The organism is Bordetella genomosp. 13 (assembly GCF_002119665.1).
GTDB lineage: Bacteria > Pseudomonadota > Gammaproteobacteria > Burkholderiales > Burkholderiaceae_B > Bordetella.
In genome coordinates this window covers 2247323-2269409 of record NZ_CP021111.1, presented here as the reverse complement: position 1 = coordinate 2269409, position 22087 = coordinate 2247323, and the positions used below count along the sequence as shown (strand labels likewise).

Sequence of the window (22087 nt, the reverse complement as noted above, 5' to 3'; positions counted from 1 at the left end):
CGAGCCTCTATAATCAACGATTCGCCTAGATCCCGCGTCATCCACGATGAAATCCTCCGAGATTCGCCAGAAGTTCCTGCAGTTCTTCCAGTCCAAGGGGCACACCATTGTGCCGTCCTCGTCGCTGGTGCCTGCCAACGATCCTACGCTGCTCTTCACCAACTCGGGCATGGTGCAGTTCAAGGACGTGTTCACGGGCAAGGAATCGCGCAGCTACTCCCGCGCCACGTCGTCGCAGCGCAGCGTGCGCGCGGGCGGCAAGCACAACGACCTCGAGAACGTGGGCTATACGGCGCGGCATCACACCTTCTTCGAGATGCTGGGCAACTTCAGCTTCGGCGACTACTTCAAGCGCGAAGCCATCCAGTACGCCTGGGAGCTGCTGACCAAGGTCTATGGCCTGCCGGCGGAAAAGCTCTGGGTCACGGTCTACCAGGAAGACGACGAGGCCTACGACATCTGGGCGAAGGAAGTCGGCGTGCCCACCGAGCGCATCATCCGCATCGGCGACAACAAGGGCGCGCGCTACGCTTCCGATAATTTCTGGCAGATGGCCGATACCGGTCCCTGCGGTCCGTGCTCCGAGATCTTCTACGACCACGGTCCCGACGTCTGGGGCGGCCCTCCGGGGTCCCCCGAGGAAGACGGCGACCGCTACATCGAGATCTGGAACCTGGTGTTCATGCAATTCGAGCGCGATGCCGCCGGCAACATGACGCCCCTGCCCAAGCCCTGTGTCGATACCGGCATGGGCCTGGAACGCATCGCCGCCGTGCTGCAGCACGTGCATTCCAACTACGAGATCGACCTGTTCCAGAAGCTGATCCGCGCCGCCGCGCGCGAGACCGGCGTGCAGGACCTGGCCGACAACTCGCTGAAGGTCATCGCCGACCACATCCGCGCCTGCTCGTTCCTCATCGTCGACGGCGTCATTCCCAGCAACGAAGGCCGCGGCTACGTGCTGCGCCGCATCGTGCGCCGCGCGCTGCGCCATGGCTACAAGCTGGGCCAGACCAAGCCGTTCTTCCATCGCCTGGTGGCCGATCTGGTGGCTGAAATGGGCGCCGCCTATCCCGAGCTGGAGCAGGCCTCGGCCCGCGTGGCGCAGGTGCTGAAGCAGGAAGAAGAGCGCTTCGGCGAAACGCTCGAAAACGGCATGAAGATCCTGGATACCGCGCTGGCCAACGTGCCCAAGGGCGGACAGCTCGACGGCAACACGCTGTTCACGCTGTACGACACCTACGGGTTCCCGGTCGACCTCACCGCCGACATCTGCCGCGAACGCGACGTGAACATCGACATGCCTGGCTTCGAGGCCGCCATGGAGCGCCAGCGCGACCAGGCGCGTGCGGCCGGCAAGTTCAAGATGGCCGAAGGCCTCAGCTACGAAGGCGCGCAAACCCGCTTCGAAGGCTACGAAAACCTCGAGATGTCCGGCGTCAAGGTGGTGGCGCTGTACGTGGACGGCACCCGCGTCGAGCGCGTCGAAGCCGGCCAGAACGCCGTCGTGGTGCTGGACGCCACGCCGTTCTATGCCGAGTCCGGCGGCCAGGTGGGCGACACCGGCCTGCTCGAGGCCGACGGCGTACGCTTCGCCGTGGCCGACACCCTCAAGATCCAGGTCGGCGTGTTCGGCCACCATGGCAAGCTCGAGTCGGGCGCGCTGGCCGTGGGCGATACCGTCCTCGCGCGGGTCGATGCCGTACGCCGCGCGCGCACCGTGCGCAACCACTCGGCCACCCACCTCATGCACAAGGCCCTGCGCCAGGTGCTGGGCAGCCACGTGCAGCAGCGCGGCTCGCTGGTCGATCCCGACAAGACGCGCTTCGACTTCGCGCACGACGCGCCCGTCACGGCCGACCAGATCGCGCAGGTCGAGGCCATCGTCAACGCCGAAGTGCTGTCCAACCACGCCACGCAGGCCAGCGTCATGGCCTATGACGAGGCCGTCAAGGGCGGCGCGATGGCGCTGTTCGGCGAGAAGTACGGCGACACCGTGCGCGTGCTCGACATCGGCTTCTCGCGCGAGCTGTGCGGCGGCACCCATGTCATGCGCACCGGCGACATCGGCCTGTTCAAGATCGTGTCCGAGTCCGGCGTGGCAGCCGGCGTGCGCCGCGTCGAGGCCATCACCGGCGACAACGCCCTGGCCTGGGTGCAACAGCAGAACGCGCTGCTGCAGCGCGCCGCGGGCGCGCTGCGCAGCACCGTGGCCGACCTGCCCGAACGCATTGCGCAGGTGCAGGACCAGGTGAAGTCGCTCGAGAAGGAACTTGAGCAGGCGCGCGCCAAGCTGGCCGCCAGCGCCGGCAGCGACCTGGCCGACAAGGCCGCCGAGGTCAAGGGCGTGAAGCTCGTGGCGGCAAGCCTGGGCGAAGTCGATCCCAAGGCGCTGCGCGGTATGGTCGACAGCCTGAAAGACCGCCTGAAGTCCGCCGTGGTGCTGTTGGCCGCGGGCGGCGACGGCAAGATCAGCCTGGTGGGCGGCGTCACCGCCGACCTCACCAGCCGCGTCAAGGCCGGCGACCTCGTCGGTTTCGTGGCCGGCCAGGTGGGCGGCAAGGGTGGCGGCCGCCCCGACATGGCCATGGGGGGCGGCACCGACGCCAAGGCCCTGCCGGCCGCCGTCGCCAGCGTGCAGAAGTGGCTCGATGAGCGGCTCTGACGATACCGGCGTCGTGCCGCCGGCCCATCAGCACGAGGTCGATGCCACCGGCCTGAATTGCCCGCTGCCCATCCTGCGCGCCAAGAAAGCCCTGGCGCAGATGGACAGCGGGGACGTGCTGCGCGTGCTTACCACCGATCCCAACGCGGTGCGAGACTTCCAGGCCTTCGCGCGCCAGACCGGCAACACCCTGCTGGCGCAACAGCAGCAGGACGGCCGTACGGCGCACTTTCTGCAGCGCCGCTGAGCCTTTCACGCTTGCCCGTACACGGTGGCAATGCAGTCCCGTCGAGGTGGCCGCCGCGCACCTGTTCGCCCAGGCCCGCCGCGACTCCCTCCAGCGCCTGGCCAGTACGGAGAGGCTGGTCATCGACGCCGAGCCCGGGCAGCTGTCCGAGGCGCTGATCGACCGCTATTTCAGCGTGAAGAAGGCCGGCTCTCTGTAGCATGACGGCCTCGCCCGCTCGGGCTTGGCGTGTTGCGAAAAGCCCATGTTTGCCACAGTGGTGCGAAAGGTGCTAGAATTTTCTGCTTTTCACAACTAATTCAAGGGATTACCTATGGTGGTGATTCGTCTGGCCCGCGGCGGCTCCAAGAAGCGTCCGTTCTACAACCTGGTGGCCACGGATTCGCGCAATCGCCGCGATGGCCGTTTCGTCGAGCGCGTCGGCTTCTACAATCCGGTCGGAAGCGAAGGCACGGAAAACCTGCGCATCGCCCTGGATCGCGTCCAGTACTGGACCAGCAACGGCGCGCAACTGTCGCCCGCCGTCGAGCGCCTGGTCAAGGAATACTCGGCCAAGGTTTCGGCCGCGGCCTGAGCCGTCGGCTGAATCCGGCCAGAACTCCGGCCTTGCCGCAGTTGGCGTGCAGCAACCCGTGAACGCAAGCGCGGTTCCCGCCGATCTGGTCGAACTCGGCCGCATCACGGCGGCCTATGGCGTCAAGGGCTGGGTCAAGGTCCAGCCGCATTCCGCGCAGGCCGAAGTGCTGCGCTCGGTCAAGCAATGGTGGCTCGTACGCCCCGTGCCGCAAGCGGCGCGGGGCGCGGTTGCGCCTGAACCCGTTTCCTACACCGTGGTGCAGGCACGCGCTCAGGGAGCTACCGTGGTGGCAATGCTGCAGGGGCTCGTCGACCGCGATCAGGCCGAAGCCCTGCGCGGCTGCGCCGTGCTGGCGTCGCGCAGCGTCTTTCCCCAGCCCGAAGAAGACGAATACTATTGGGTCGACCTGATCGGCTGTGCGTTGTACAGCACCGCCGACGGGCCCGCGCAACTGCTGGGCCGCGTCGAGGAAGTCATGGACAATGGCGCGCACGCCATCCTGCGCGTGGCGCGCCAGGTCGAGGCCGAAGGGGCGGAGCCCCAGCCGGTGCTCGATGCCAAGGGGCGTCCCATCGAGCTGCTGGTGCCGTTCGTGCAGGCCCACATCCACGGAGTCGACCTGACGGCTCGCCGCATCGACAGCGACTGGCCGGTCGAATACTGACCGATGCGCTTCGACGTCGTCACGCTGTTCCCTGACATGTTCGCCCTGGTGCGCGACCAGGGCGTCACCGGCCGTGCGCACGGGCAGGGCATCTGGTCCCTGCACACCTGGAACCCGCGCGATTTCACGCACGACGTGCACCGCACGGTGGACGACCGGCCCTATGGCGGCGGACCCGGCATGGTGATGATGGCCGCCCCGCTCGAGGCGGCCGTCGGCGCTGCGCAGGCGGCCCGCACGCAACAAAGCCTGGCCGCGGCGCCGGTGATCCTGTTGTCGCCAACCGGCCGCCGCTATGACCAGCAGGCCGCCGGCGAGCTGGCGGCGGGCAGCGGCGCCATCTTCATCTGCGGCCGTTACGAGGGCGTGGATCAGCGGTTCATCGAGCGCTGCGTCACGCTGGAACTGTCGCTGGGCGACTTCGTGCTGTCCGGCGGCGAGCTCGCCGCGCTGGCCATGGTGGATGCCGCCGTGCGGCTCTTGCCGGGCGTGCTCAACGACGGCGCCTCGGCCCTGCAGGATTCCTTCAATCCCGCGCTGGACGGCTTGCTCGACAGCCCGCACTACACGCGTCCCGAAGTCTATGAGGGCGTCGCGGTGCCCGCGCCCTTGCTCAGCGGCCATCACGCGCACATCGCGCGCTGGCGGCGCGAACAGTCATTGACGCTTACCGCGCAGCGGCGCCCCGACCTGATCGTGCAGGCGCGCGCGGCAGGCCGGCTTACCCAGGCCGACGAGCGCTTCCTCGCCACGCTGGCGAATACGCCACGCGACTAGGTAGCGCGCGGCGCTCGGAAGGCCGGCTCGCCTCCGTATCGTCGTCTTCGCATCGTCCTGGCGCTACGCGGCCGCGTCGGCTTCCTTCCGTGCCGGCCCCGCGGCGGGCGGCGCGAACATCACCTGAATGCGAAACCCTATGCCGTCCGCGCCCGGTCCGCATTCGACGCGTGCCCCATGCAGTTGCGCGATTTGCGCCACCAGCGACAGCCCGATGCCGCTGCCGCGCTGGCTGTTGCCCTGCGCCCGGTAGAAGCGCTGGAAGATGCGCTCGCATTCTTCCTCCGGCACGCCGGGCCCGTTGTCGGCCACGCACAGTATCGCGCCGCCGTCGGGGCCGGGCGCGCACGTCACGTCGATGCGGCCGTCCTCGGGCGTGTAGCGCAGCGCGTTGTCGACCAGGTTGCCGACCAGGATGCCCAGCGCGTCCAGGTCGCCCCGCGTGCTGCACGTCTGCACGTCCAGGCGTATTCGCTGCCGCTTGGCGCGTGCGGCGGACTCGTGATCGTGCACCACCATCGCCACCAGCGCGGCCAGGTTGACGGGTTCGGTCGGCGCGCGTTCCAGCGCGTCCAGGCGGGCCTGATCCAGCAACTGCTCGGACAGCCGTGTGGCGCGGCGCGCGGCATGCATCAGCTTGTCCAGTGCCTCGTTCTTGTCCTCGGCGAGCGCGGCGCTGTGCGCCAGCTCGGCCTGCGTGGTCACCACCGCGAGCGGCGTGCGCAACTCGTGCGCGGCATCGGCGATCAGTCGCCTTTCACGCGTCATCGCGGTTTCCAGGCGCTCCAGCAGCCGGTTCACCGATTCGACCAGCGGCTGCAGTTCGAGCGGGATGTCCTGCACGGGCAGGGGGGTGAGGTCGAACGGATCGCGCTGCTGCATGAGGGCGCGCATGTTGTCGATGCTGCGCAGGCCGCGCCGCAGCACGCAGAACACAGACAGGCACAGCAGGCCCAGCAGTATCGCGGTGGCCTTGAGGCTCTCGGCCAGCCACCGGTTGAACTCGGCGCGGCGATGGCTGATCGGGCGGCCGACCTGTACCTGGATGCGTACGTCGCGGTCGTTCAAGGCGTAGACGCGCCACGGCTCGCCGTTGATGGTGACGTCGCTGAAGCCCAGCCGGCCGAAGTCCTGGGTCATCGGCGTGTGCGGCGCCTCGGGCGAGCGCAGCACCAGTTCCGGCTGGCCGCCGCGCAACTGCCAGGCCTGCAGCGCCAGTCCGTCCTCCTTTGGAATGGCGTTGTCGGGCAAGTGGTAACCGTTGGATCGGGACGAAGGCGGCATGGGCCCGGGCAGCGACAGCAGGGCCTTTTGCGCAACGTCCTGCAAATTGCCATCCCACGATCCGGTCTGCTGGCTTCCCATTTCACGCGCCTGCAGCGCCAGCCACGTCACCCAGTTCAGCAGCACGGTGACCAGCAGCGCCAGCAGCATGCGGCGCTTGAGCGAGTTGCGCTGGCGGCATCTGCTCATGCGCCATCCTCGGGAATGCGATATCCGTAGCCGTGCACGGTTTCGATCAGGCCGTCGCCCAGCTTGCGGCGCAGCTGATGCACATATACCGCGACGGTGTTGCTTTCGATGGTGCCGTGGTCGCCATAGACCGCGTCCTCGAGTTGCTCGCGGGTGGTGGCGCGGCCGCGCCGCTCGAACAGCGCCAGCAGCGTGCGGTATTCGTTCGCGCTGAGGGCCACGGTGGTTTCGCCGCGCCGGACCACGCGGGCCGAGGGATCGAGGGTGACCTCGCCGTGGCGGATCATCGGCGCCACCTGGTTGCTGCTGCGGCGTATCACCGCGCGCAGCCGCGCCAGCAGTTCCTCGAGCTGGAAGGGCTTGATGATGTAGTCGTCAGCGCCCGCGTCCAGGCCGCGTATGCGATCGCTGAGCTGGTCGCGCGCCGTCACCAGCAGCACTGGCGTAGTGTCGTACGCGGTGCGCATCGCATGCAGCACGGTCAGGCCCGATTCGCCGGGCAGGCCCACGTCGAGCAGCACCGCGCGATAGCGGTGATCGATCAGCGCCACGCGGGCAGCCGCCGCGTCGCGGACCCAATCCACCTGCGCGGTCAGCCCGCGCGCCAGCCCGGCCTGCATGGCCTCGCCCAGCATGGCGTCGTCTTCCACCAGCAGGATCTGCATTGTCGAAAGTGCTCCGGGAACGGGTGAGGACGCGATGCCGTCCAGGCCGCACAGTGTGGAGGTACGCCGTTAAAAAGAATTTAAAGGCCTCGCCCCACAATCTGCCGCGTCTGGCGCCGCAACGGGCGGCCCCGGGGAATATTAAAGGGAATTGTCATGAGGCGAGGTTTGTCGGCCATGGCCGGAGTGCTACTCGCGGGAGCCGTGCTGCAGCCGGCGCACGCGCAGGAAAATTTCATCGGCCTCGGTGCCGCCGTCGTGCCGCGTTACGAAGGGTCCGACGAATATCGCGTGCGTCCTCTGCCGATCATCAACTACGAGGCGGGTCCGTTCTTCATCTCGCCGCGCGGCGGCCTGCCGTCCGTGGGCCTGAAGACAACACTGCTGCCCGACGTCACCGCCGGCGTCTTCGCCAGCCTCAACATGGGCCGCGACGAAGACGATGGCTCGAGGCTGCACGGGATGGGCGACATCGATACGCACGCGTTGTACGGCGGCTTCGTCGAGTGGGCGCCCGACCGCTTCCGCCTTGGCGCGGCCTACCGGCAGGCGGCCAAAAGCGGCTACGGCGGCACGTTGGAGCTGCGCGCCTCGTACCAGGTGCTGCGCGCGCAGCGCGACCATCTCACGGTGGGTGTCAGCACCGAGTGGTCCAACGACGACGCCATGCAGACGTGGTTCGGCGTCAGCGAAAGACAGGCCGCGCGCAGCGACGGCCGCCTGCGGGCCTATGACGCGGGCTCGGGCTTGCGCAATGCAACGCTGTACGCCACGTGGACGCATCAACTGGGCGGCAGCTGGAGCGTGAACACCACCGCCGGCGTTCGTACGCTGCTTGGCGACGCCCGCGATAGTCCCATCGTCGAACGCGAGACCGGCTTGTTCGGCAGCGTGGGCGTGCTTTACAGGTTCTGATTACGCTCGGACGTCGCGCGAAGCACGTTCGAAGCGCGTTCGCCGGCATGTTTCCCATCGATGCGCCGGCAGCTTCGTCAGTGGGGCTCGCCGCCGCTGCGCATCGCCACGGCGCGCGCGCCTCTTGCGATGCCGGCCAGTTGATCGCGCGTCAGCTCGCCATGCGTGGCCGCGTGCCGCTCGTACAAGGTCTGCACGTAGATCAAATGCTCTTCGGCGGCCTTGCGCGCGCCGCCGGCATCGCCCGACATCACCCTGTCGAAGATGTGCTCGTGCTGCTCGAGCAGATGCAGCTCCACGTCACGGTCGTAGTCGAACAGCCCGTGCGATTTGTGCATCGATTCGCGCACCAGCCCGTGCAGGCCGTTCATGACGTGGATGATGGCGAAGTTGTGCGTGGCCGCGGCAATGGCCAGGTGGAAGCGGGCATCGTAAGCCGCCAGCTGGGCTCGTTCGATCTTCAGCGTATGGGCGCGCAGCGTTTCGAAGGCGTCGCGGATCTTGTCCTTGTCATGCCGGGTGGCGCGCTGCGTGGCCAGCTCCGTGGCCAACCCTTCCATGCCCATGCGCAATTCCAGCACGTCGACGCTGGCGCTGGGCCGCTGCATGATCAGTTCCGCCAGCGGGTTCGAGACGAATTCGTTGGTGATGTCCGCCACGACGAAGCCGCCGCGCCCTTCGGACACGATATAGCGGTCGGCCTCGAGGCGCACCAGCGCTTCGCGCAGCGATGCCCGCGACACGTTCAGCTGGACGGACAGGTCGCGCTCGGCGGGCAGCCGCTGGCCGGGGCTGAGTTCGCCCTTGGCAATCAAGGCTTTGATCTGGTCTGACACGACATCCGACAGACGGACGCGCGTATAGGACTGCACGGGTTCAAACGTCATAGGCCAGCTTGTGGATGCGGTTATGGGTATAGATGCAGCCGGCCTGCTTCCGGCACCGCGCAGGACATTCGCCGTGTTCCTGCTTTACTCACCGCGGTCATGGGATTGTAGCGTTGGGGTGGCCATGCCAGGCACTTTCTAGGCTGAGTTCATTCGGGTTTTCCCCATCCATAAGTCCGATATTCGCAATAGACAAACGATTGTTGACATCCGTTTGTAGGCTCATTACTCTCTGGCCTGAATGGTCAGACCAATCAGTCCAGTCGAGCCAATCAAACAGATAAACCAGAAAATCGCAGGAAAGAGGAGATAAAAGGGTGCGACAGCTCTACGCCTCGTCAGCCACCGGCGGCGCAGCGGCCCGCGAGCCGCGCGTCGGGCTGTTCGTCACGTGCCTGGTCGACCTGTTCCGGCCGTCCGTCGGCTTCGCCACGGTCGAGTTGCTGCAACAGGCCGGGTGCACGGTCGTCGTTCCTGATGGGCAGACCTGCTGCGGCCAGCCGGCCCTGAACAGCGGCGACTACGGCAATGCGCGCGAGCTGGCGCGCCGTACCATCGCGGCGTTCGACGACTGCGACTACGTGGTCGCTCCATCGGGGTCATGCATCCGCACGCTGCGCCACGATTATCCGGACATCCTCGCCCACGATTCCCGGTGGGCATCTCGGGCGCGGGATTTCGCGGAGCGGTGCCACGAGATCACCGGGTTCCTGGTGGACGTGATGGGCGGCGTGGAGCTGCGGGCATCCGTGCCCGCCTGCACCGTCACCTATCACGACACCTGTTCGGGCCTGCGCGGGTTGGGGGTTCGTGCGCAACCCAGGCAACTGCTGGCGCAACTGCCTCAGGTCACGCTGCGCGAGATGCGCAACACCGAGGTGTGCTGCGGCTTCGGCGGCACCTTCTGCGTCAAGTATCCCGAACTGTCCGCCAAGATAGGCGGCGACAAGGCGGCCGACGCCGCATCGACCGGCGCTGAACTGCTGCTGGGCGGCGACATGGGTTGCCTGCTGCACCTGAGCGGCCGCCTGCGCCGCGACGCGGTGCCCATCAAGGTATGCCACGTCACCGAGCTGCTGACGGGTCGCCACGGTTCCGGACTGGGGCAGCCTCAATGATGCCCGAGACGCTTCCCGATACCTTCAGGCAGCGCGTCGATCGCGCGCTGACCGACGCCCCATTGCAGTCCGCGCTGGGCGCGCTGGGCGACGGCTGGATACAGAAGCGTCGCCGCGTGGTCAGCCTGATGCCCGAGTTCGAGCTGCTGCGCGAACAGGCGCGACATTTGAAGGACCATGTGCTGCAGCATCTCGACCACTATCTGCTGGCATACGAGCGGCAGGTCACGCAGGCCGGCGGCAAGGTGCACTGGGCACGCGATGCGCAGCAGGCGCGCGAGATCGTGCTGGGCATCTGCCGCGCGGCCGGCGCGCGCACCGTGGCGCGCGGCAAGTCCATGGTCGGCGAAGAGATCGGGCTGAACGCGGCGCTGGAGGCGGCCGGCATGGAGGTCGCGGAGACCGACCTGGGCGAGTACATCGTGCAGCTGGCGCACGAGATGCCCAGCCACATCGTGTTTCCGGCCCTGCACAAGACCATCGGCCAGATATCCGACCTGTTCGATGCCCACCATCCGGGACGCGCGGGCGGCGCGCCGCGCACGGTCAGCGACGTGGTGCGCGAAGCGCGCGAAGTGCTGCGCGAGAAGTTCTTCGCCGCGGACGTGGGCATCACCGGGGCGAACTACCTGGTGGCGCAGACGGGCACCAGCGTCATCTGCACGAACGAAGGCAACGGCGATCTGTCGTCCACCCTGGCGCGCGTGCACATCGTCACGGCGGGCATCGAGCGCGTCGTGCCCACGCTGGAAGACGTGGCCCTGTTCACGCGCCTGTTGGGGCGCAGCGCCACGGGGCAGGAGATCACCGCCTACACGACGTTCAGCACGGGGCCGCGCAGGGCCGACGACCTGGACGGCCCGCGCGAGTATCACGTGGTGCTGGTGGACAACGGCCGCAGCCGCATGCTGGCGGGTGCTTTCCGCGACATGCTGCGCTGCATCCGCTGTGGCGCCTGCATGAACCATTGCCCCGTCTATGGCGCGGTGGGCGGCCATGCCTACGGCTGGGTCTACCCCGGCCCCATGGGCGCGGTGCTGACTCCACTGATGCGCGGCATCGAGCATGCGCCCGACCTGCCCAACGCGTGCACGCTCAATGGCCGCTGCCAGGAAGTGTGCCCCGTGAAAATCCCGCTGCCTCAGTTGCTCAAGCAGCTGCGCGGCGCGCAGTTCGAGCGGCGGCTGGGCTCGCCCATGGCGCGCGGCATGCTTGCCGTATGGGCGGCAGTGGCCCTGCGCCCCGCGTTGTACCGCGGCCTGAACCGGCTGGCGGCGCGCGCGCTGCGGCGCATCGCCGGACGCAGCGGCGCGATCTCGCGCCTGCCGCTGGCCCAAGGCTGGACGCGTTCGCGCGACCTGCCGGCCCCGCAGGGCAGGACCTTCCAGGAACAATGGCGCGCACGCGATGCGTCGCGCCGGCGCGCGGGGAGGCCGCAATGAATGCGCGCAACGCGGTGCTCGACGACATCCGCCAGGCCCTGGGGCGGGGTGGCGCCACCGCGGTGCAGCCGCCACCCCCGCCGCGTGCCTGGCAGGCGCCGGACCATGCGGGCCAGGTCGGGCTGGCGAGCCTGTTCATCGAGAAGGCCAGTGCCGCGCAGGCCACCTGCGTGCGCGTGGCAAATCTGCAGGACGTGCCGGCGGAGGCCGCGCGCTATGTCGCGCAATGGGATCTGCCGCCACGGCTGGTGGCCGCGGCGGCGCTGTGCGAACTGAGGTGGCCCACCAGCCTGCAAGTGCGCGGCGGAGCGGCTCGCTCCGACGACACGACGGCGGTGGCGCTGTGCGAGGCCGGCGTCGCCGAAACGGGCAGCCTGATGCTGGTGTCCTCGCCGCAGACGCCCACCACATTGAATTTCGTACCGGACGTGTGCATCGCGGTGCTGCGCCGCGCGGCCATCGTGGCCACGCTCGAGCAGGCATTGCGGCGCGTGGCGGCGGCCATGCCCCGCACCGTCAACATCATCACCGGGCCGTCGCGCACGGCCGATGTCGAACAGGTCGTGGAGATCGGGGTGCACGGCCCCAGACAGCTCCACGTCATCCTGGTCGACAGTCCCTGAGCAAGCCGGGCGGCCGCCCATGGCCGTCCGCCAGCACGCAGCAGCAGTAGATCGGCAGTCAGTTCGCAGTAGTTGGGCAGTCAGTACGCAACGCCAGACCGCCGTGGCCTCCGCCATGGCGCAAGCGATGTCCTGAAACGCGACCACACGCGGGAGATACCGATGGCTATGGAATTCGAGCAGGAGTACCAGTCTGTCTATACCCGCGCGACGCTGGGGCAGGACAGCCAACGACGGGTCATCGACGACCCTTATCTGCACCGATTGCAGCGGCGCCACTTCCTGTTGTTCGACGTGCTGCCCATGGTGGGCGCGGTGGCGGCCTTCGCGCTGATCCCCGTCATCCCGCCAGGTTGGCCGGAGCTGGGCGCATTCTTCGTCATGTGGGTGATCTCGGGCCTGGGCATTTCCTCGGGCTATCACCGCCTGTTCGCGCACAAGTCGTACAAGACCGGAAAGACCATGCGCGTATTGCTGGCCATCGCCGGGTCGATGGCGGGGCAGGGCGGCGTGCTGTCGTGGGTGGCCATGCATCGTCGGCACCACGAGCGGGGCGACCAGGAAGGCGACATGCATTCGCCCAACCTGCACGGCCCCGGCTTCAAGGGCAAGCTGCGCGGTTTCATCCACGCGCACTTCACGTGGATGATCGCGCATCCCTATCCCAACGTCGTGCACTATGCGCCCGACCTGGTGCGCGAGCGCTACATGGTCGCGGTCAGCCGCCGCTATTACCACTGGGTCGCGCTGGGCTTCATCCTGCCTGCCGTCGCGGTGGCGCTGATCACGCAATCCTGGCTGGGACTGCTGACGGGATTCCTGTGGGGCGGCATGGTGCGCATGTTCGTGCTGGAGCACGGCATCTGGTCGCTGAACTCGTTCTGCCACCTGATGGGCAAGCGGGTCTTCGCCACCCGGGACCAGAGCCGCAACATCGGCCTGCTGGCGCCCTTCATCTTCGGCGAATCGTGGCACCACAACCATCACGCGTTCCCGGGCTCGGCGTCTTTCGGCCTGGCCTGGTACCGCGTCGATCCCGGCTACTGGTTCATCAAAGTCCTGGGCTGGCTTGGCCTGGCCTGGGACATCAAAGTGCCCGCGCGCGAGCAGATCGCCCTGCGCGAAGCGCAGGCCGCCATGGCGCCGGCCGCCGGAATCCGGCGCTGAGCTGCCTGTTGTTCCTCCCTTCCTTTCAAGGAGCAGTGTCATGACCGAAGTGCTGCAGCAGGGCCAGGAAGCACGCATCATCGAATGGTGCGCCGAGTATGTGGGTCGCGCGTTGAACATCGATCCGGCGCAGGTCGGGCCGGACGACGAGCTGGACAGCTTCGGGCTGGATTCCGCCGTGCTGACCTCGATGCTCATCGAGATGGAGGAATGGTTGGGCGTGGACATTCCCCCGTCGGTGCTGTTCTCGCAAAGCACGCTGCGCGGCGTGGCGGCCGAAGTCGCCGGCCGTCTGGCCTGAGCCCGGAGACCGCCATGAACACGGTAGCCGAGCTGGAACAGGATTACGGCGGATCGCCCGACGCCATCAAATACCACTACGACGTGGGCCGCGAGTTCTACCAGCTGTGGCTGGATGACTCCATGACCTATTCATCGGCGCTGTGGGCCGAGGAAGGGCAGTCCGCCAAGGACACGCTGGCCGCGGCGCAGCGTCGCAAGATCGACCTGCATCTGCAGCAGGCCCGCGTCTCGCGCGCTAGTCGCGTAATGGACGTCGGCTGCGGCTGGGGCGGCGTGGTGGCCGCCGCGTGCGCCATGCCGAACGTGCAGCAGGTCGTGGGGCTGACGCTGAGCGACGACCAGGCCGAGTACGTGCGCGCCATGGGACTGTCCAAGGCCGAGATCCGGCTGGAAAGCTGGGTGGACCACGAGCCGCAGGCCCCGTACGACTCGATCATCTCGGTCGGCGCGTTCGAGCACTTCGCGAAGCCCGAGGACAGCATCGAGGAAAAGATCGAGGTCTATCGCCACTTCTTCGAAAAGTGCCGCCAGTGGCTGGCGCCGCACGGCCGCATGTCGCTGCAGAGCATCGCCTACGGCAACATGCGCCGCGAGGATTCCAGCGCCTTCATCAACAACGAGATCTTCCCCGCCTCCGACCTGCCCACGCTAGACGAGATCGCGCGCGCGGCCGATGGCGTGATGGAGATCACCACGGTCTACAACCACCGGCTGCACTACGCGCGCACCATGGAAGCGTGGGCGCGCAACCTGCGGTCGCGGCGAGACGAGGCCGTGGCGCTGGTGGGCGAAGAGACCACGGCGCGCTACGAGACCTACCTCACGCAGACCGCGGTGGGTTTCTACATGGGCAAGATCGGGTTGTTGCGCCTGGCGCTGCGGCCGATCACGCCGAGCTGGAAAGAAAGCGCCGCGTATTGATCCCGTGGCCGTCCGTGCGCCGGCGGAACCGGCGCACGGACGGCGCAACGATGGAGCAGAGACCATGGCTGACGCTGTCCGCACGGCCGCGCCCGTGCGCTTCAATCCGATGGATCCGGCCTTCATGCAGGATCCGCACGCGGTCTACGCGCGGCTGCGGCACGAAGCGCCGTACCTGCTGACGATGGGCACGCGCATACTGACCCGCTACGCCGACGTCCAGGCCGCGCTGAAAGACCGGCGCCTTAGCGTGGCGCTGATTCCGGACACCATCGTGCGCAGCGCCCGCAAACAGGGCGTGGGCGACGTGGGTCAGATCGAGCGCTTCATCCGCAACTCGATCGTGTTCACCGATGCGCCCGAGCACACCCGACTGCGGCGCCTGATCAACCAGGCCTACACGCCCGCCACCATACGCGAACTGTACGGGTTGATCGATGCCGAGGTCCTGGCCTGCCTGGACGATTTCGACGCCCATGGCAACGACGATCTGGTCGAGCGCGTCGGCCAGCCGCTGCCGGTGAACGTGTTGTGCGCATGGATGGGCGTGCCCGCGATGGCTCGCGGCGACATCGCCCGGCACATCCACGTGATCCGCTATCTGCTGGATCCGGGCCTGATGACGCCGGCGCATTTCGCCGCCGTGGGCCGTTCGCTCGCCACGCTGACCGACTACTTCAGCGCGCACTCGCGCGCGGTGCGCCGCGCCGGGCTGCGCAATCTGGTAAGCATGCTGTGCGACGCGGAAAGCGCCGGCGACCGATTGGCCGAAGAGGAGGTCGCTTTCGCCTGCATCATGTCTTTCGTCGCGGGCACCGAGACCACGCAATGCCTGATCGGAAACATGATGGTGGCTCTGGCGCGCCATCCCGAGCAACTGCGCGCCCTGCGCGCCGATGCGGCCCTGCTGCCGCAGGCGATCGAAGAGACGACGCGCTTCGAGACGCCGCTGCAGTTGACCAAGCGCGTGGTGGTCGAGCCCATCGAGGTCAATGGCCAGCCGGTGGCGCAGGGCGAGCAGCTGCTGCTGTGCATGGGGTCGGCCAATCGCGACGAGACAGTCTTCGAGCATCCCGAGCGTTACGACCTGTCGCGCAAGGGGCCTGGACACGTGGGCTTCGGCGTGGGCATGCACTCGTGCCTGGGCGGATTGCTCGCGCGGGTGCAGGCCGAACGCTGCCTGGCCGCCATGCTGGCCCGCTACGTCGACATCGACCTGGCCGAACCCCAGGTGCAGTGGCAGACCGAAAGCCTGATCCTGCGTGGACCGCGGCGCCTGCCGCTGCGCGTGCATCGTGCCGGGCCGGACCATGTCCGGCGCGCGGCGTAGACGGGTGGCCGCGATGCAGACGCACGAATGGTTTCCTGCCCAGGATGCGCAGCCCGCGGCGCGCGACGCGGTGCGGCTGTACTGCTTCCACCACGCCGGCGGCAGCGCGGCCTCGTACGCAGGCTGGCGGCGCGGACGGATCGCCGGCGCCCGCGTATGCGCGGTGCAACTGCCCGGTCGTGCGGGGCAGCCAGCGCAACACGCGGCGGTCACCGTGGCGGACATCGTGGGGCCGCTGGCCGACGCCTTCGCCCGCCATCGCGCGGAGGCGGGCGACGCGCCCTTCGTGTTCTACGGACACAGCCTGGGTGCGCTCGTGGCCTTCGAACTGACGCGCACGCTGCGGCGGCGCGGGCAGCCCCAACCCGCGCTGCTGGTGGTGTCGGGACGCCGCGCGCCGGCGTGTCCGCTGCGCGGCCGCCCGCTGTGGGACCGCCCGGACGACGAGCTGCTGGACGCGCTGGCGTGCATGGGCGGCATGGCGCCCTCGCTGCTGGCCAGCGCGAAGTGGCGTGAGTTCGTATTGCCATCGCTGAGGGCCGACCTGCGGCTGTCCGACATGTATGCACGCCCGCGCGAGGCGCCGCTGGCGCTGCCCATCCACGCGTTTCGCGGGCACGACGATCCGATTCTGGATGCCGACGAGATCGCGGCCTGGCGGCACGAGACCACCGGCCATGCGCGCGTGGCCACACTGCCCGGCGCGCACTTCTTCGATGCCGAGGGCACCTCGGCGCTGCAGGCGCACATCGATGCCGAGCTGGCTGCGCAGGCCCGCATCGCGACGGCCCATCCCAACCTGGAGATGCTGACATGAGCGACATCCCTGTGGATCCGCCGGCGGCCGCCGGCTCGCTGGCTTCACTGGCGCGGCATTGGGCGCGCACGCGCGGCGCCGCGCGCGCCTTCGTCTTCCTGGGGCCCGAGAACGTCGAGGCCGAGGTCCTGACCTACGCCGAGCTCGACGCCGCCGCCGGCGCGCTGGCGAAGGAACTGGCGTCGAGCGCCGCGCCCGGCGATCGCGTGCTGCTCATGTTCCAGTCCGGCCTGTCCTTCGTGGTGTCGTTCTTTGCCGCGCACTATGCGGGCATGGTGCCCGTGCCCGTGGTGCCGGTGCGCAACGGCCGCCTGCGCGATGCGTCGCTGGCCATCGCGGCGGACTGCCGGCCCGCCGTGCTGCTGGCGCCGCAGGATCAGGTCGCGGCGGCGGCGCAGCAACTGCATGCCCTGCCTGGACTGGCCGGCGTGCGCGCGCTGGGCCTGTCGTTCGAGTCGCTGCGCGCGGCGGCGCAGGGCTTGCAGCCGGATCAGGGGGCGTCGCGGCGCACTTCGCTACGCACCTCGTTACGCACACCCCGCTTCGAAAGCGCCACGGCTTTCCTGCAGTACACCTCGGGGTCCACCTCGTCTCCGAAGGGCGTGCACGTCAGCCAGGCCAATCTGTTCGCCAATCTTGAAATGCAGCGGCTGGCGCTGCGCAACCCTCCCGGCGCCGCCTATGTGGGCTGGGCGCCGCTTTATCACGACATGGGCCTGATAGCCAACGTGCTGGAGCCGTTCTACCTGGGCGGGCTGTGCGTGCTGATGGCGCCTTCGCAGATGGCGCAGTCGCCGTGGCTCTGGCTGAAGGCGATATCCGACTACCGCGCCCACACCAGCGGAGGCTCGAACTATGCCTACGACCTCTGCGTCGCGCGCATGACGCGCATCCTGCGCGGCGGCATGGACCTGTCGTGCTGGAAAGTCGCCTTCAACAGCGCGGAGCCCGTGCGCGCGGACACGGTGCGCCGCTTCTGCGAGGCCTTCGCGCCGCTGGGTTTCCGCCGCGAGGCCATGTACCCCTGCTACGGCATGGCCGAGGCCACGCTGCTGGTCAGCGGCGGGGGCGCCGCCACGCGTCCGGTGCTGCGCACGGTCAGCAAGCAGGGGCTGGCGATGGACGTCTGCGCCCCGCCGCGCGGCGATGATGACCGGTACGACATCGTGGGCTGCGGCACGGCCGTGCCGGGCAGCGGGCTGGCCATCGTCGACCCGCACAGCTGCGCGCCGCTGCCCGAGGGCAGCGTCGGAGAGATCTGGGTCTGCGGGCCGCACATTCCGCTGGAGTACTGGAACCGGCCCGAGGCCAGCCAGGAGACCTTCCATGCACGCATGCGCGGCGACGCCTCGGGCACACGCTATCTGCGCACGGGCGACCTCGGCTATCTGCAGGACGCCGAGCTGTACGTGACCGGACGCCTGAAGGACATGCTGGTCGTACGCGGCCGCAATCTGTATCCGCAGGACATCGAGCTGGTCGCCGAGCGTGCCCATCCGGGCCTGCGTCCGGGCGGGGCGGCCGCCTTCGCGCTGCCGGACGAGGGAGGCGAGGTGCGCACGGGGCTGGTGATCGAGGTGGAAAGAACGCAGCGCCTGCACTTCGATGCCGAAGCGGCCGCGCGGGACGTGCGCCGCGCCGTGCTGGAAGAGTTCGACATCATGCTGCACGAGCTGCGCTTCGTCGAACCCGGAGCGGTGCCCAAGACGTCCAGCGGCAAGGTGCGCCGCGCCGCCAGCCGCGAACGTCTGCTTGCCGACGCCATGCCCGAGGTCGGGCCCAGGCGCGGACGCGCCGCCGCAAGCGAGGCAACGGTATACGCGGAGGAAGCATGAACCTGGCCCAAGCCCATCCCGCCGCGACGCCGGCCGAGGCCGGCACCCCGCGCGAGGCCATCGACGCCGTGATTGCGCGCACGCCGTTCGCCGTGTGGATCGGCGCCCAGCTCGAGGAGTACGGCGCGGGCGCGGCCACGCTGTCCATCGTCCTGCGTTCCGAGCTGACCATGCACCACGGATTCGCGCACGGCGCCGTGGTCAGCTTCATGGCCGACAGCGCCTGCGCGTGGGCCGCGGCTTCGGTGGCGGGCGACGTGGTCACCGCCGAGTACAAGCTCAACCTGCTGGCGCCGGCCGTGGGCGAGCGGCTGCGGGCCAGTGGCCGCACGGTGAAGGTCGCCGGCCGGCTGATCGTCTGCCAGGCCGAGGTGCACAGCCAGCTGCGCGGCCGCGACACTCTGGTCGCGATCGCGCAGGCCACCATCACCAAGTTCAAGTGAGGCGCGATGACTTCAGGTCTGTTCGACGTGATCTTTCCGGTATTCGCGCTGATCGCCTGCGGCTTCGGCGCGGGCAGGCTGGGATGGATGAACAGCGCGCATTCCGACGGCCTGAACCGGCTGGTGTACTACCTGGCGTTTCCCGCGCTGCTGTTCATCGTGATCGCGCGCACGCCGCGCGCCGAGATCGTGCAGGGCGGGTTCCTGCTGGCCTGGACCGCCTCGGTGCTGGTGGGCTATCTGCTGACCTGCATGTTGAGCCTGATCGCGCGGCGCGACGGCTGGGGCGCGATGGGCGTGCGCTCGATGAACACGACGTGCGGCAATACCGCGATGATAGGCATCCCGCTGTGCGTGGCGGCCTTCGGCCAGGATGCCGCGCTGCCCGCGGTGCTGGCCACCACGGTGCTGGCCGTGCTGAACCTGAGCCTGACCTTGTTCTTCCTCGAGGCCGAGCGCCAGCGCGGCGGCGCCGGCCGCGCGGTGGCGCTGAAGATCGCGCGGGCTTTGGCGGTGAATCCGCTGCTGATCGCCGTGGTGTGCGGCATCGTCTATGCGCTGTTGTTGGGCGCGCCGCCGCCCGCCATGGACAGGTTGTTCCAGACGCTGGGCACCGCGGCCATCCCTTGCTCGCTGGTGGCGGTGGGCATCTTCATCTCGGGCCAGCGGCGCTGGTGGGCCGCCAGCGGGATGCTGCCGTTCGCGGCGCTGAAGCTGGCCGCCATGCCGCTGGTGGCCTGGGTGCTGGCCACGCAGCTGTTCCAGCTGGACGCGCGGACCACGGCGGTTCTGGTGGTGCTGTCGGCCATGCCGCCGGCATCCACCGGTTTCGTCATCGCGCAGCGCTACGGCACGCTGGTGGACGAGAGCGCGTCGATGCTGGTGTTTTCAACCATAGTCTCGGTCGTGACGTTGGCGGTGCTGCTGGCCTGGGTCCAGGCCTGACACGTCGCGCGCGGCCGCATGGGGGCCGGTGAACGGCCCGTATCCAAGGAGGCAGCGAAGATGATACGAGTCGACGAAATCCCTCCCGGCCAGGGCCGGGTTCCGATGATCTGGCGGGTGCGCGAGGGCGCGCAGGCCGGCATCGAGCAGATCGCCGCATGGCTGCACGAAAGGCGCGAGCGCTACGACGAACAGGTGCGCCGCCACGGCGCGCTGCTGCTGCGCGGCTTTCATGCGCCGCGCAGCGCGGCCGATTTCGAGGCGCTGCTCGAACCCACCGCGCCGGTGCTGCAGGACTATGTGGGCGGCACCTCGCCGCGCCAGGTGGTGCGCGGCAAGATCATGACGGCCACCGATGTGCCGGGCAGCTATTCGATTCCGCTGCACCAGGAGATGTCCTACACCGCGCGGCTGCCCGCCCGCATCAGCTTCTTCTGCGTGACGCCGGCCGGGCGGGGCGGGCAGACCACGCTGGGCAACATGCGTGAGATCACCGGGCGCCTGGACGCGGCCGTGCTGCACCGCTTCGAGGAGCATGGCGGCGTGCAGTTGCGGCGCAACCTGCCGCTGCCCGAGCAGACCGCGCAGCGCCCGGGCGTGCCCAAGCCCTGGACCGAGGTATTCGGCACCACCGACCGCGACCAGGCCAGCGCCACCGCGCGGCTGAAAGGCTGGCGCGCGGAATGGCTGGACGACGGGTCGATGCAGCTGTGGCAGGACATTCTGCCCGCGACACGGCCGCATCCCGACGACGGGGAAGTGCTGTGGTGCAACCAGATCCACATCTTCGCGCCGGTGGCCGCGCTGCGCTGGGCGCTGAACGACGGCCGCGCCGAGCTCGCCATGCGCCTGTCGCATGCGCGCGCCACGCAGCCGCACCTGCTGGACCAGGTGTTCTACGGCGACGGCAGCACGATCTCGGACGAGGACGTGCTGCACATCGCGCGCACGCTGGACGAAGCCGCCTGGCCGCTGGACTGGCAGGCGGGGGACTTCCTGATGCTGGACAACATGCGGGTCGCCCACGGCAGGCGCCAGTACCAGGGCGAGCGTTCCATCCTGACGGCGCTGGTCGGACACGCCGATGAAACCAGGCAAACCCCGTCCGTATCCCGCGCGCGGCCGGTTCCGGCGCACGCTTGATCCATACCGATCACTGGAGAGCAACCATGAGCGACGAACGCGATGTGTCGGCCTGGGTCGACGGCTGGCTGGCCGGCGAGCAGGCCGCGCTGGATCCCGAATATCCGCGCCTGATGACGCTGCTGAACCGGCGCCGCGCGGGGCAGAGCTGGCACAAGCACGGCACGTTCCGCGATCACCTGACCACCGTCTACCGCATGCTGAAGACGTGGGGGCAGGACCGCGACACCTGCCTGTGCGGACTGTTCCACAGCGTGTACTCGAACGAGTACGTGGACCTGGCCCTGTTCGACCCGCGCGAAGGCCGCGACGTGCTGGCCGGCGAAGTGGGCGGCGGCACCGAGCAATTGATCCATCGCTTCTGCACGATTCCGCGCACTGCCATGGTGCTGGACATGCTGGCGCGCGACCGCATCCCCGCCGAGGGCATCGAGCTGCGGCGCGGCGACGAGGTGTTCCGGCTGACGCAGCGCGAAGTCGCGGTGTTCACCGTGGTGACCGTGGCCGACCTGGTCGAACAGTGGTACAGCTGGCAGGAGGACACCATGTCGTCCTATCCGCACACCGGTCGCCTGGACGCGGCGCCGCTGTGGAGCGTCACGTTGTGGCCGGGACCGTTCCGCCCGGGCAGTTCGGGACTGGCGCTGGCCTCGCGGCTGGCGCGCCATCTGCCGGCGCTGGGCATTCCGGTGCCGCCGGTGTTCGAGCGCTGCACGCGCACGCTGGACGCCCGCGACGAAAGCGCGGCTGCCGCGCTGTACTGGCAGGTGGCCTCGCTCAACGTGCCGCTGGTCGACCCGGCGCACACGCGCAATCTGCTCGAAGCCGCCATCGCCCACAATCCATGGGTCGGCGAACCCTATCTGCAGCTGGCGCAGGTCTTCCTGATGCAGGGCAACTACGAGGCCGCGGCCGAGCGCGCGCGCCAGGGCCTGCGGCTGCTGTCGGACTGGGGCGTGCAATGGGACAAGCGCGTGACCTGGGAGGGCTGGATCGTGTGGGGCCGCATGCTGGTGCAGCGCGCGCAGGACAGGACCTGGCCGGGCGTGCTGCGCGACTTCAACAACCTTGGCCTGGTGCGTCCCGATGCGCCGGTGCTGCAATCCGTGGCGGCCTGACGGAGGCGGCGC

The 22087-nt window shown here is 68.7% G+C and carries 23 protein-coding genes; 20 read left to right on the top strand and 3 right to left on the bottom strand.

Annotated features, from left to right (window positions below):
• Window positions 1–46: 46 nt before the first annotated feature.
• From alaS to trmD, 6 genes are all read left to right on the top strand, one after another.
• Complete coding sequence (gene alaS / locus CAL15_RS10285) at window positions 47–2665, top strand: alanine--tRNA ligase (RefSeq protein WP_086078504.1); 2619 nt, start codon at window positions 47–49, stop codon at window positions 2663–2665.
• Window positions 2652–2912, top strand: coding sequence for a sulfurtransferase TusA family protein (locus CAL15_RS10280; RefSeq protein ID WP_086078503.1), 261 nt, complete (start codon window positions 2652–2654; stop codon window positions 2910–2912). Before alaS ends, CAL15_RS10280 begins: the two co-directional genes overlap by 14 nt.
• A 46-nt stretch (window positions 2913–2958) precedes the next feature.
• Window positions 2959–3111 carry a hypothetical protein gene (locus CAL15_RS24385; RefSeq protein WP_157666638.1) on the top strand — a complete coding sequence of 51 codons (153 nt, stop codon included), beginning with the start codon at window positions 2959–2961 and terminating at the stop codon, window positions 3109–3111.
• A 114-nt stretch (window positions 3112–3225) separates the two neighbouring features.
• Window positions 3226–3486, top strand: coding sequence for a 30S ribosomal protein S16 (gene rpsP / locus CAL15_RS10275; protein WP_086078502.1), 261 nt, complete (start codon window positions 3226–3228; stop codon window positions 3484–3486).
• Between the two features lie 58 nt (window positions 3487–3544).
• A complete protein-coding gene (gene rimM, locus CAL15_RS10270) occupies window positions 3545–4153 on the top strand; it encodes a ribosome maturation factor RimM (RefSeq protein ID WP_420042543.1) in 609 nt (202 codons plus the stop codon).
• Window positions 4154–4156: 3 nt separating this feature from the next.
• Window positions 4157–4930, top strand: coding sequence for a tRNA (guanosine(37)-N1)-methyltransferase TrmD (gene trmD, locus CAL15_RS10265; protein ID WP_086078500.1), 774 nt, complete (start codon window positions 4157–4159; stop codon window positions 4928–4930).
• A 63-nt stretch (window positions 4931–4993) separates the two neighbouring features.
• Here trmD and CAL15_RS10260 read toward each other — a convergent pair whose 3' ends face one another.
• The gene (locus CAL15_RS10260; RefSeq protein WP_086078499.1) at window positions 4994–6403 is read right to left on the bottom strand and encodes an ATP-binding protein; all 1410 of its coding nucleotides are present in this window, start codon (window positions 6401–6403) and stop codon (window positions 4994–4996) included.
• On the bottom strand, window positions 6400–7068 hold the full coding sequence (locus CAL15_RS10255) for a response regulator transcription factor (protein ID WP_086078498.1): 669 nt from the start codon (window positions 7066–7068) through the stop codon (window positions 6400–6402). The genes CAL15_RS10260 and CAL15_RS10255 overlap by 4 nt, the downstream gene beginning before the upstream one ends.
• 177 nt (window positions 7069–7245) lie before the next feature.
• Here CAL15_RS10255 and CAL15_RS10250 point away from each other — a divergent pair, with 177 nt between their 5' ends.
• Complete coding sequence (locus CAL15_RS10250; RefSeq protein ID WP_232468175.1) at window positions 7246–7983, top strand: MipA/OmpV family protein; 738 nt, start codon at window positions 7246–7248, stop codon at window positions 7981–7983.
• Between the two features lie 77 nt (window positions 7984–8060).
• Here the strand turns inward: CAL15_RS10250 and CAL15_RS10245 are convergent, their stop codons facing one another.
• Window positions 8061–8870 (bottom strand): FadR/GntR family transcriptional regulator, encoded by an 810-nt coding sequence (locus CAL15_RS10245; RefSeq protein WP_086078496.1) that lies wholly within the window; start codon window positions 8868–8870, stop codon window positions 8061–8063.
• 317 nt (window positions 8871–9187) lie between these two features.
• Between CAL15_RS10245 and CAL15_RS10240 the strand changes: the two genes are divergently transcribed.
• The 13 genes from CAL15_RS10240 to CAL15_RS10180 all read left to right on the top strand — a co-directional run bounded on the left by CAL15_RS10240 (window position 9188) and on the right by CAL15_RS10180 (window position 22075).
• On the top strand, window positions 9188–9988 hold the full coding sequence (locus tag CAL15_RS10240) for a (Fe-S)-binding protein (RefSeq protein WP_086078495.1): 801 nt from the start codon (window positions 9188–9190) through the stop codon (window positions 9986–9988).
• Window positions 9988–11430, top strand: a complete 1443-nt coding sequence (locus CAL15_RS10235) for a lactate utilization protein B (RefSeq protein ID WP_198299250.1) — start codon at window positions 9988–9990, stop codon at window positions 11428–11430. Before CAL15_RS10240 ends, CAL15_RS10235 begins: the two co-directional genes overlap by 1 nt.
• Entirely contained in the window at window positions 11427–12053 is a 627-nt protein-coding gene (locus CAL15_RS10230) for a LutC/YkgG family protein (protein ID WP_157666637.1), read from the top strand. The genes CAL15_RS10235 and CAL15_RS10230 overlap by 4 nt, the downstream gene beginning before the upstream one ends.
• A gap of 162 nt (window positions 12054–12215) precedes the next feature.
• A complete protein-coding gene (locus tag CAL15_RS10225; protein ID WP_198299198.1) occupies window positions 12216–13220 on the top strand; it encodes an acyl-CoA desaturase in 1005 nt (334 codons plus the stop codon).
• Between the two features lie 40 nt (window positions 13221–13260).
• Window positions 13261–13521, top strand: a complete 261-nt coding sequence (locus tag CAL15_RS10220; protein WP_086078491.1) for an acyl carrier protein — start codon at window positions 13261–13263, stop codon at window positions 13519–13521.
• A gap of 14 nt (window positions 13522–13535) precedes the next feature.
• The gene (locus tag CAL15_RS10215) at window positions 13536–14444 is read left to right on the top strand and encodes a class I SAM-dependent methyltransferase (protein WP_086078490.1); all 909 of its coding nucleotides are present in this window, start codon (window positions 13536–13538) and stop codon (window positions 14442–14444) included.
• A gap of 64 nt (window positions 14445–14508) precedes the next feature.
• The gene (locus tag CAL15_RS10210; protein WP_086078489.1) at window positions 14509–15774 is read left to right on the top strand and encodes a cytochrome P450; all 1266 of its coding nucleotides are present in this window, start codon (window positions 14509–14511) and stop codon (window positions 15772–15774) included.
• Between the two features lie 13 nt (window positions 15775–15787).
• Window positions 15788–16591: a thioesterase II family protein gene (locus tag CAL15_RS10205; protein ID WP_157666636.1), complete on the top strand. Its 804-nt coding sequence runs from the start codon at window positions 15788–15790 to the stop codon at window positions 16589–16591.
• On the top strand, window positions 16588–18426 hold the full coding sequence (locus CAL15_RS10200; RefSeq protein WP_086078487.1) for a fatty acyl-AMP ligase: 1839 nt from the start codon (window positions 16588–16590) through the stop codon (window positions 18424–18426). Before CAL15_RS10205 ends, CAL15_RS10200 begins: the two co-directional genes overlap by 4 nt.
• Window positions 18423–18869, top strand: a complete 447-nt coding sequence (locus CAL15_RS10195) for a PaaI family thioesterase (protein ID WP_086078486.1) — start codon at window positions 18423–18425, stop codon at window positions 18867–18869. The genes CAL15_RS10200 and CAL15_RS10195 overlap by 4 nt, the downstream gene beginning before the upstream one ends.
• Window positions 18870–18875: 6 nt before the next feature.
• Complete coding sequence (locus tag CAL15_RS10190) at window positions 18876–19814, top strand: AEC family transporter (RefSeq protein ID WP_086078485.1); 939 nt, start codon at window positions 18876–18878, stop codon at window positions 19812–19814.
• Between the two features lie 60 nt (window positions 19815–19874).
• Window positions 19875–20957, top strand: coding sequence for a TauD/TfdA family dioxygenase (locus CAL15_RS10185; RefSeq protein WP_157666635.1), 1083 nt, complete (start codon window positions 19875–19877; stop codon window positions 20955–20957).
• A 26-nt stretch (window positions 20958–20983) separates the two neighbouring features.
• Window positions 20984–22075 carry a tetratricopeptide repeat protein gene (locus tag CAL15_RS10180; RefSeq protein ID WP_086078483.1) on the top strand — a complete coding sequence of 364 codons (1092 nt, stop codon included), beginning with the start codon at window positions 20984–20986 and terminating at the stop codon, window positions 22073–22075.
• The last annotated feature ends 12 nt before the right edge of the window (window positions 22076–22087 follow it).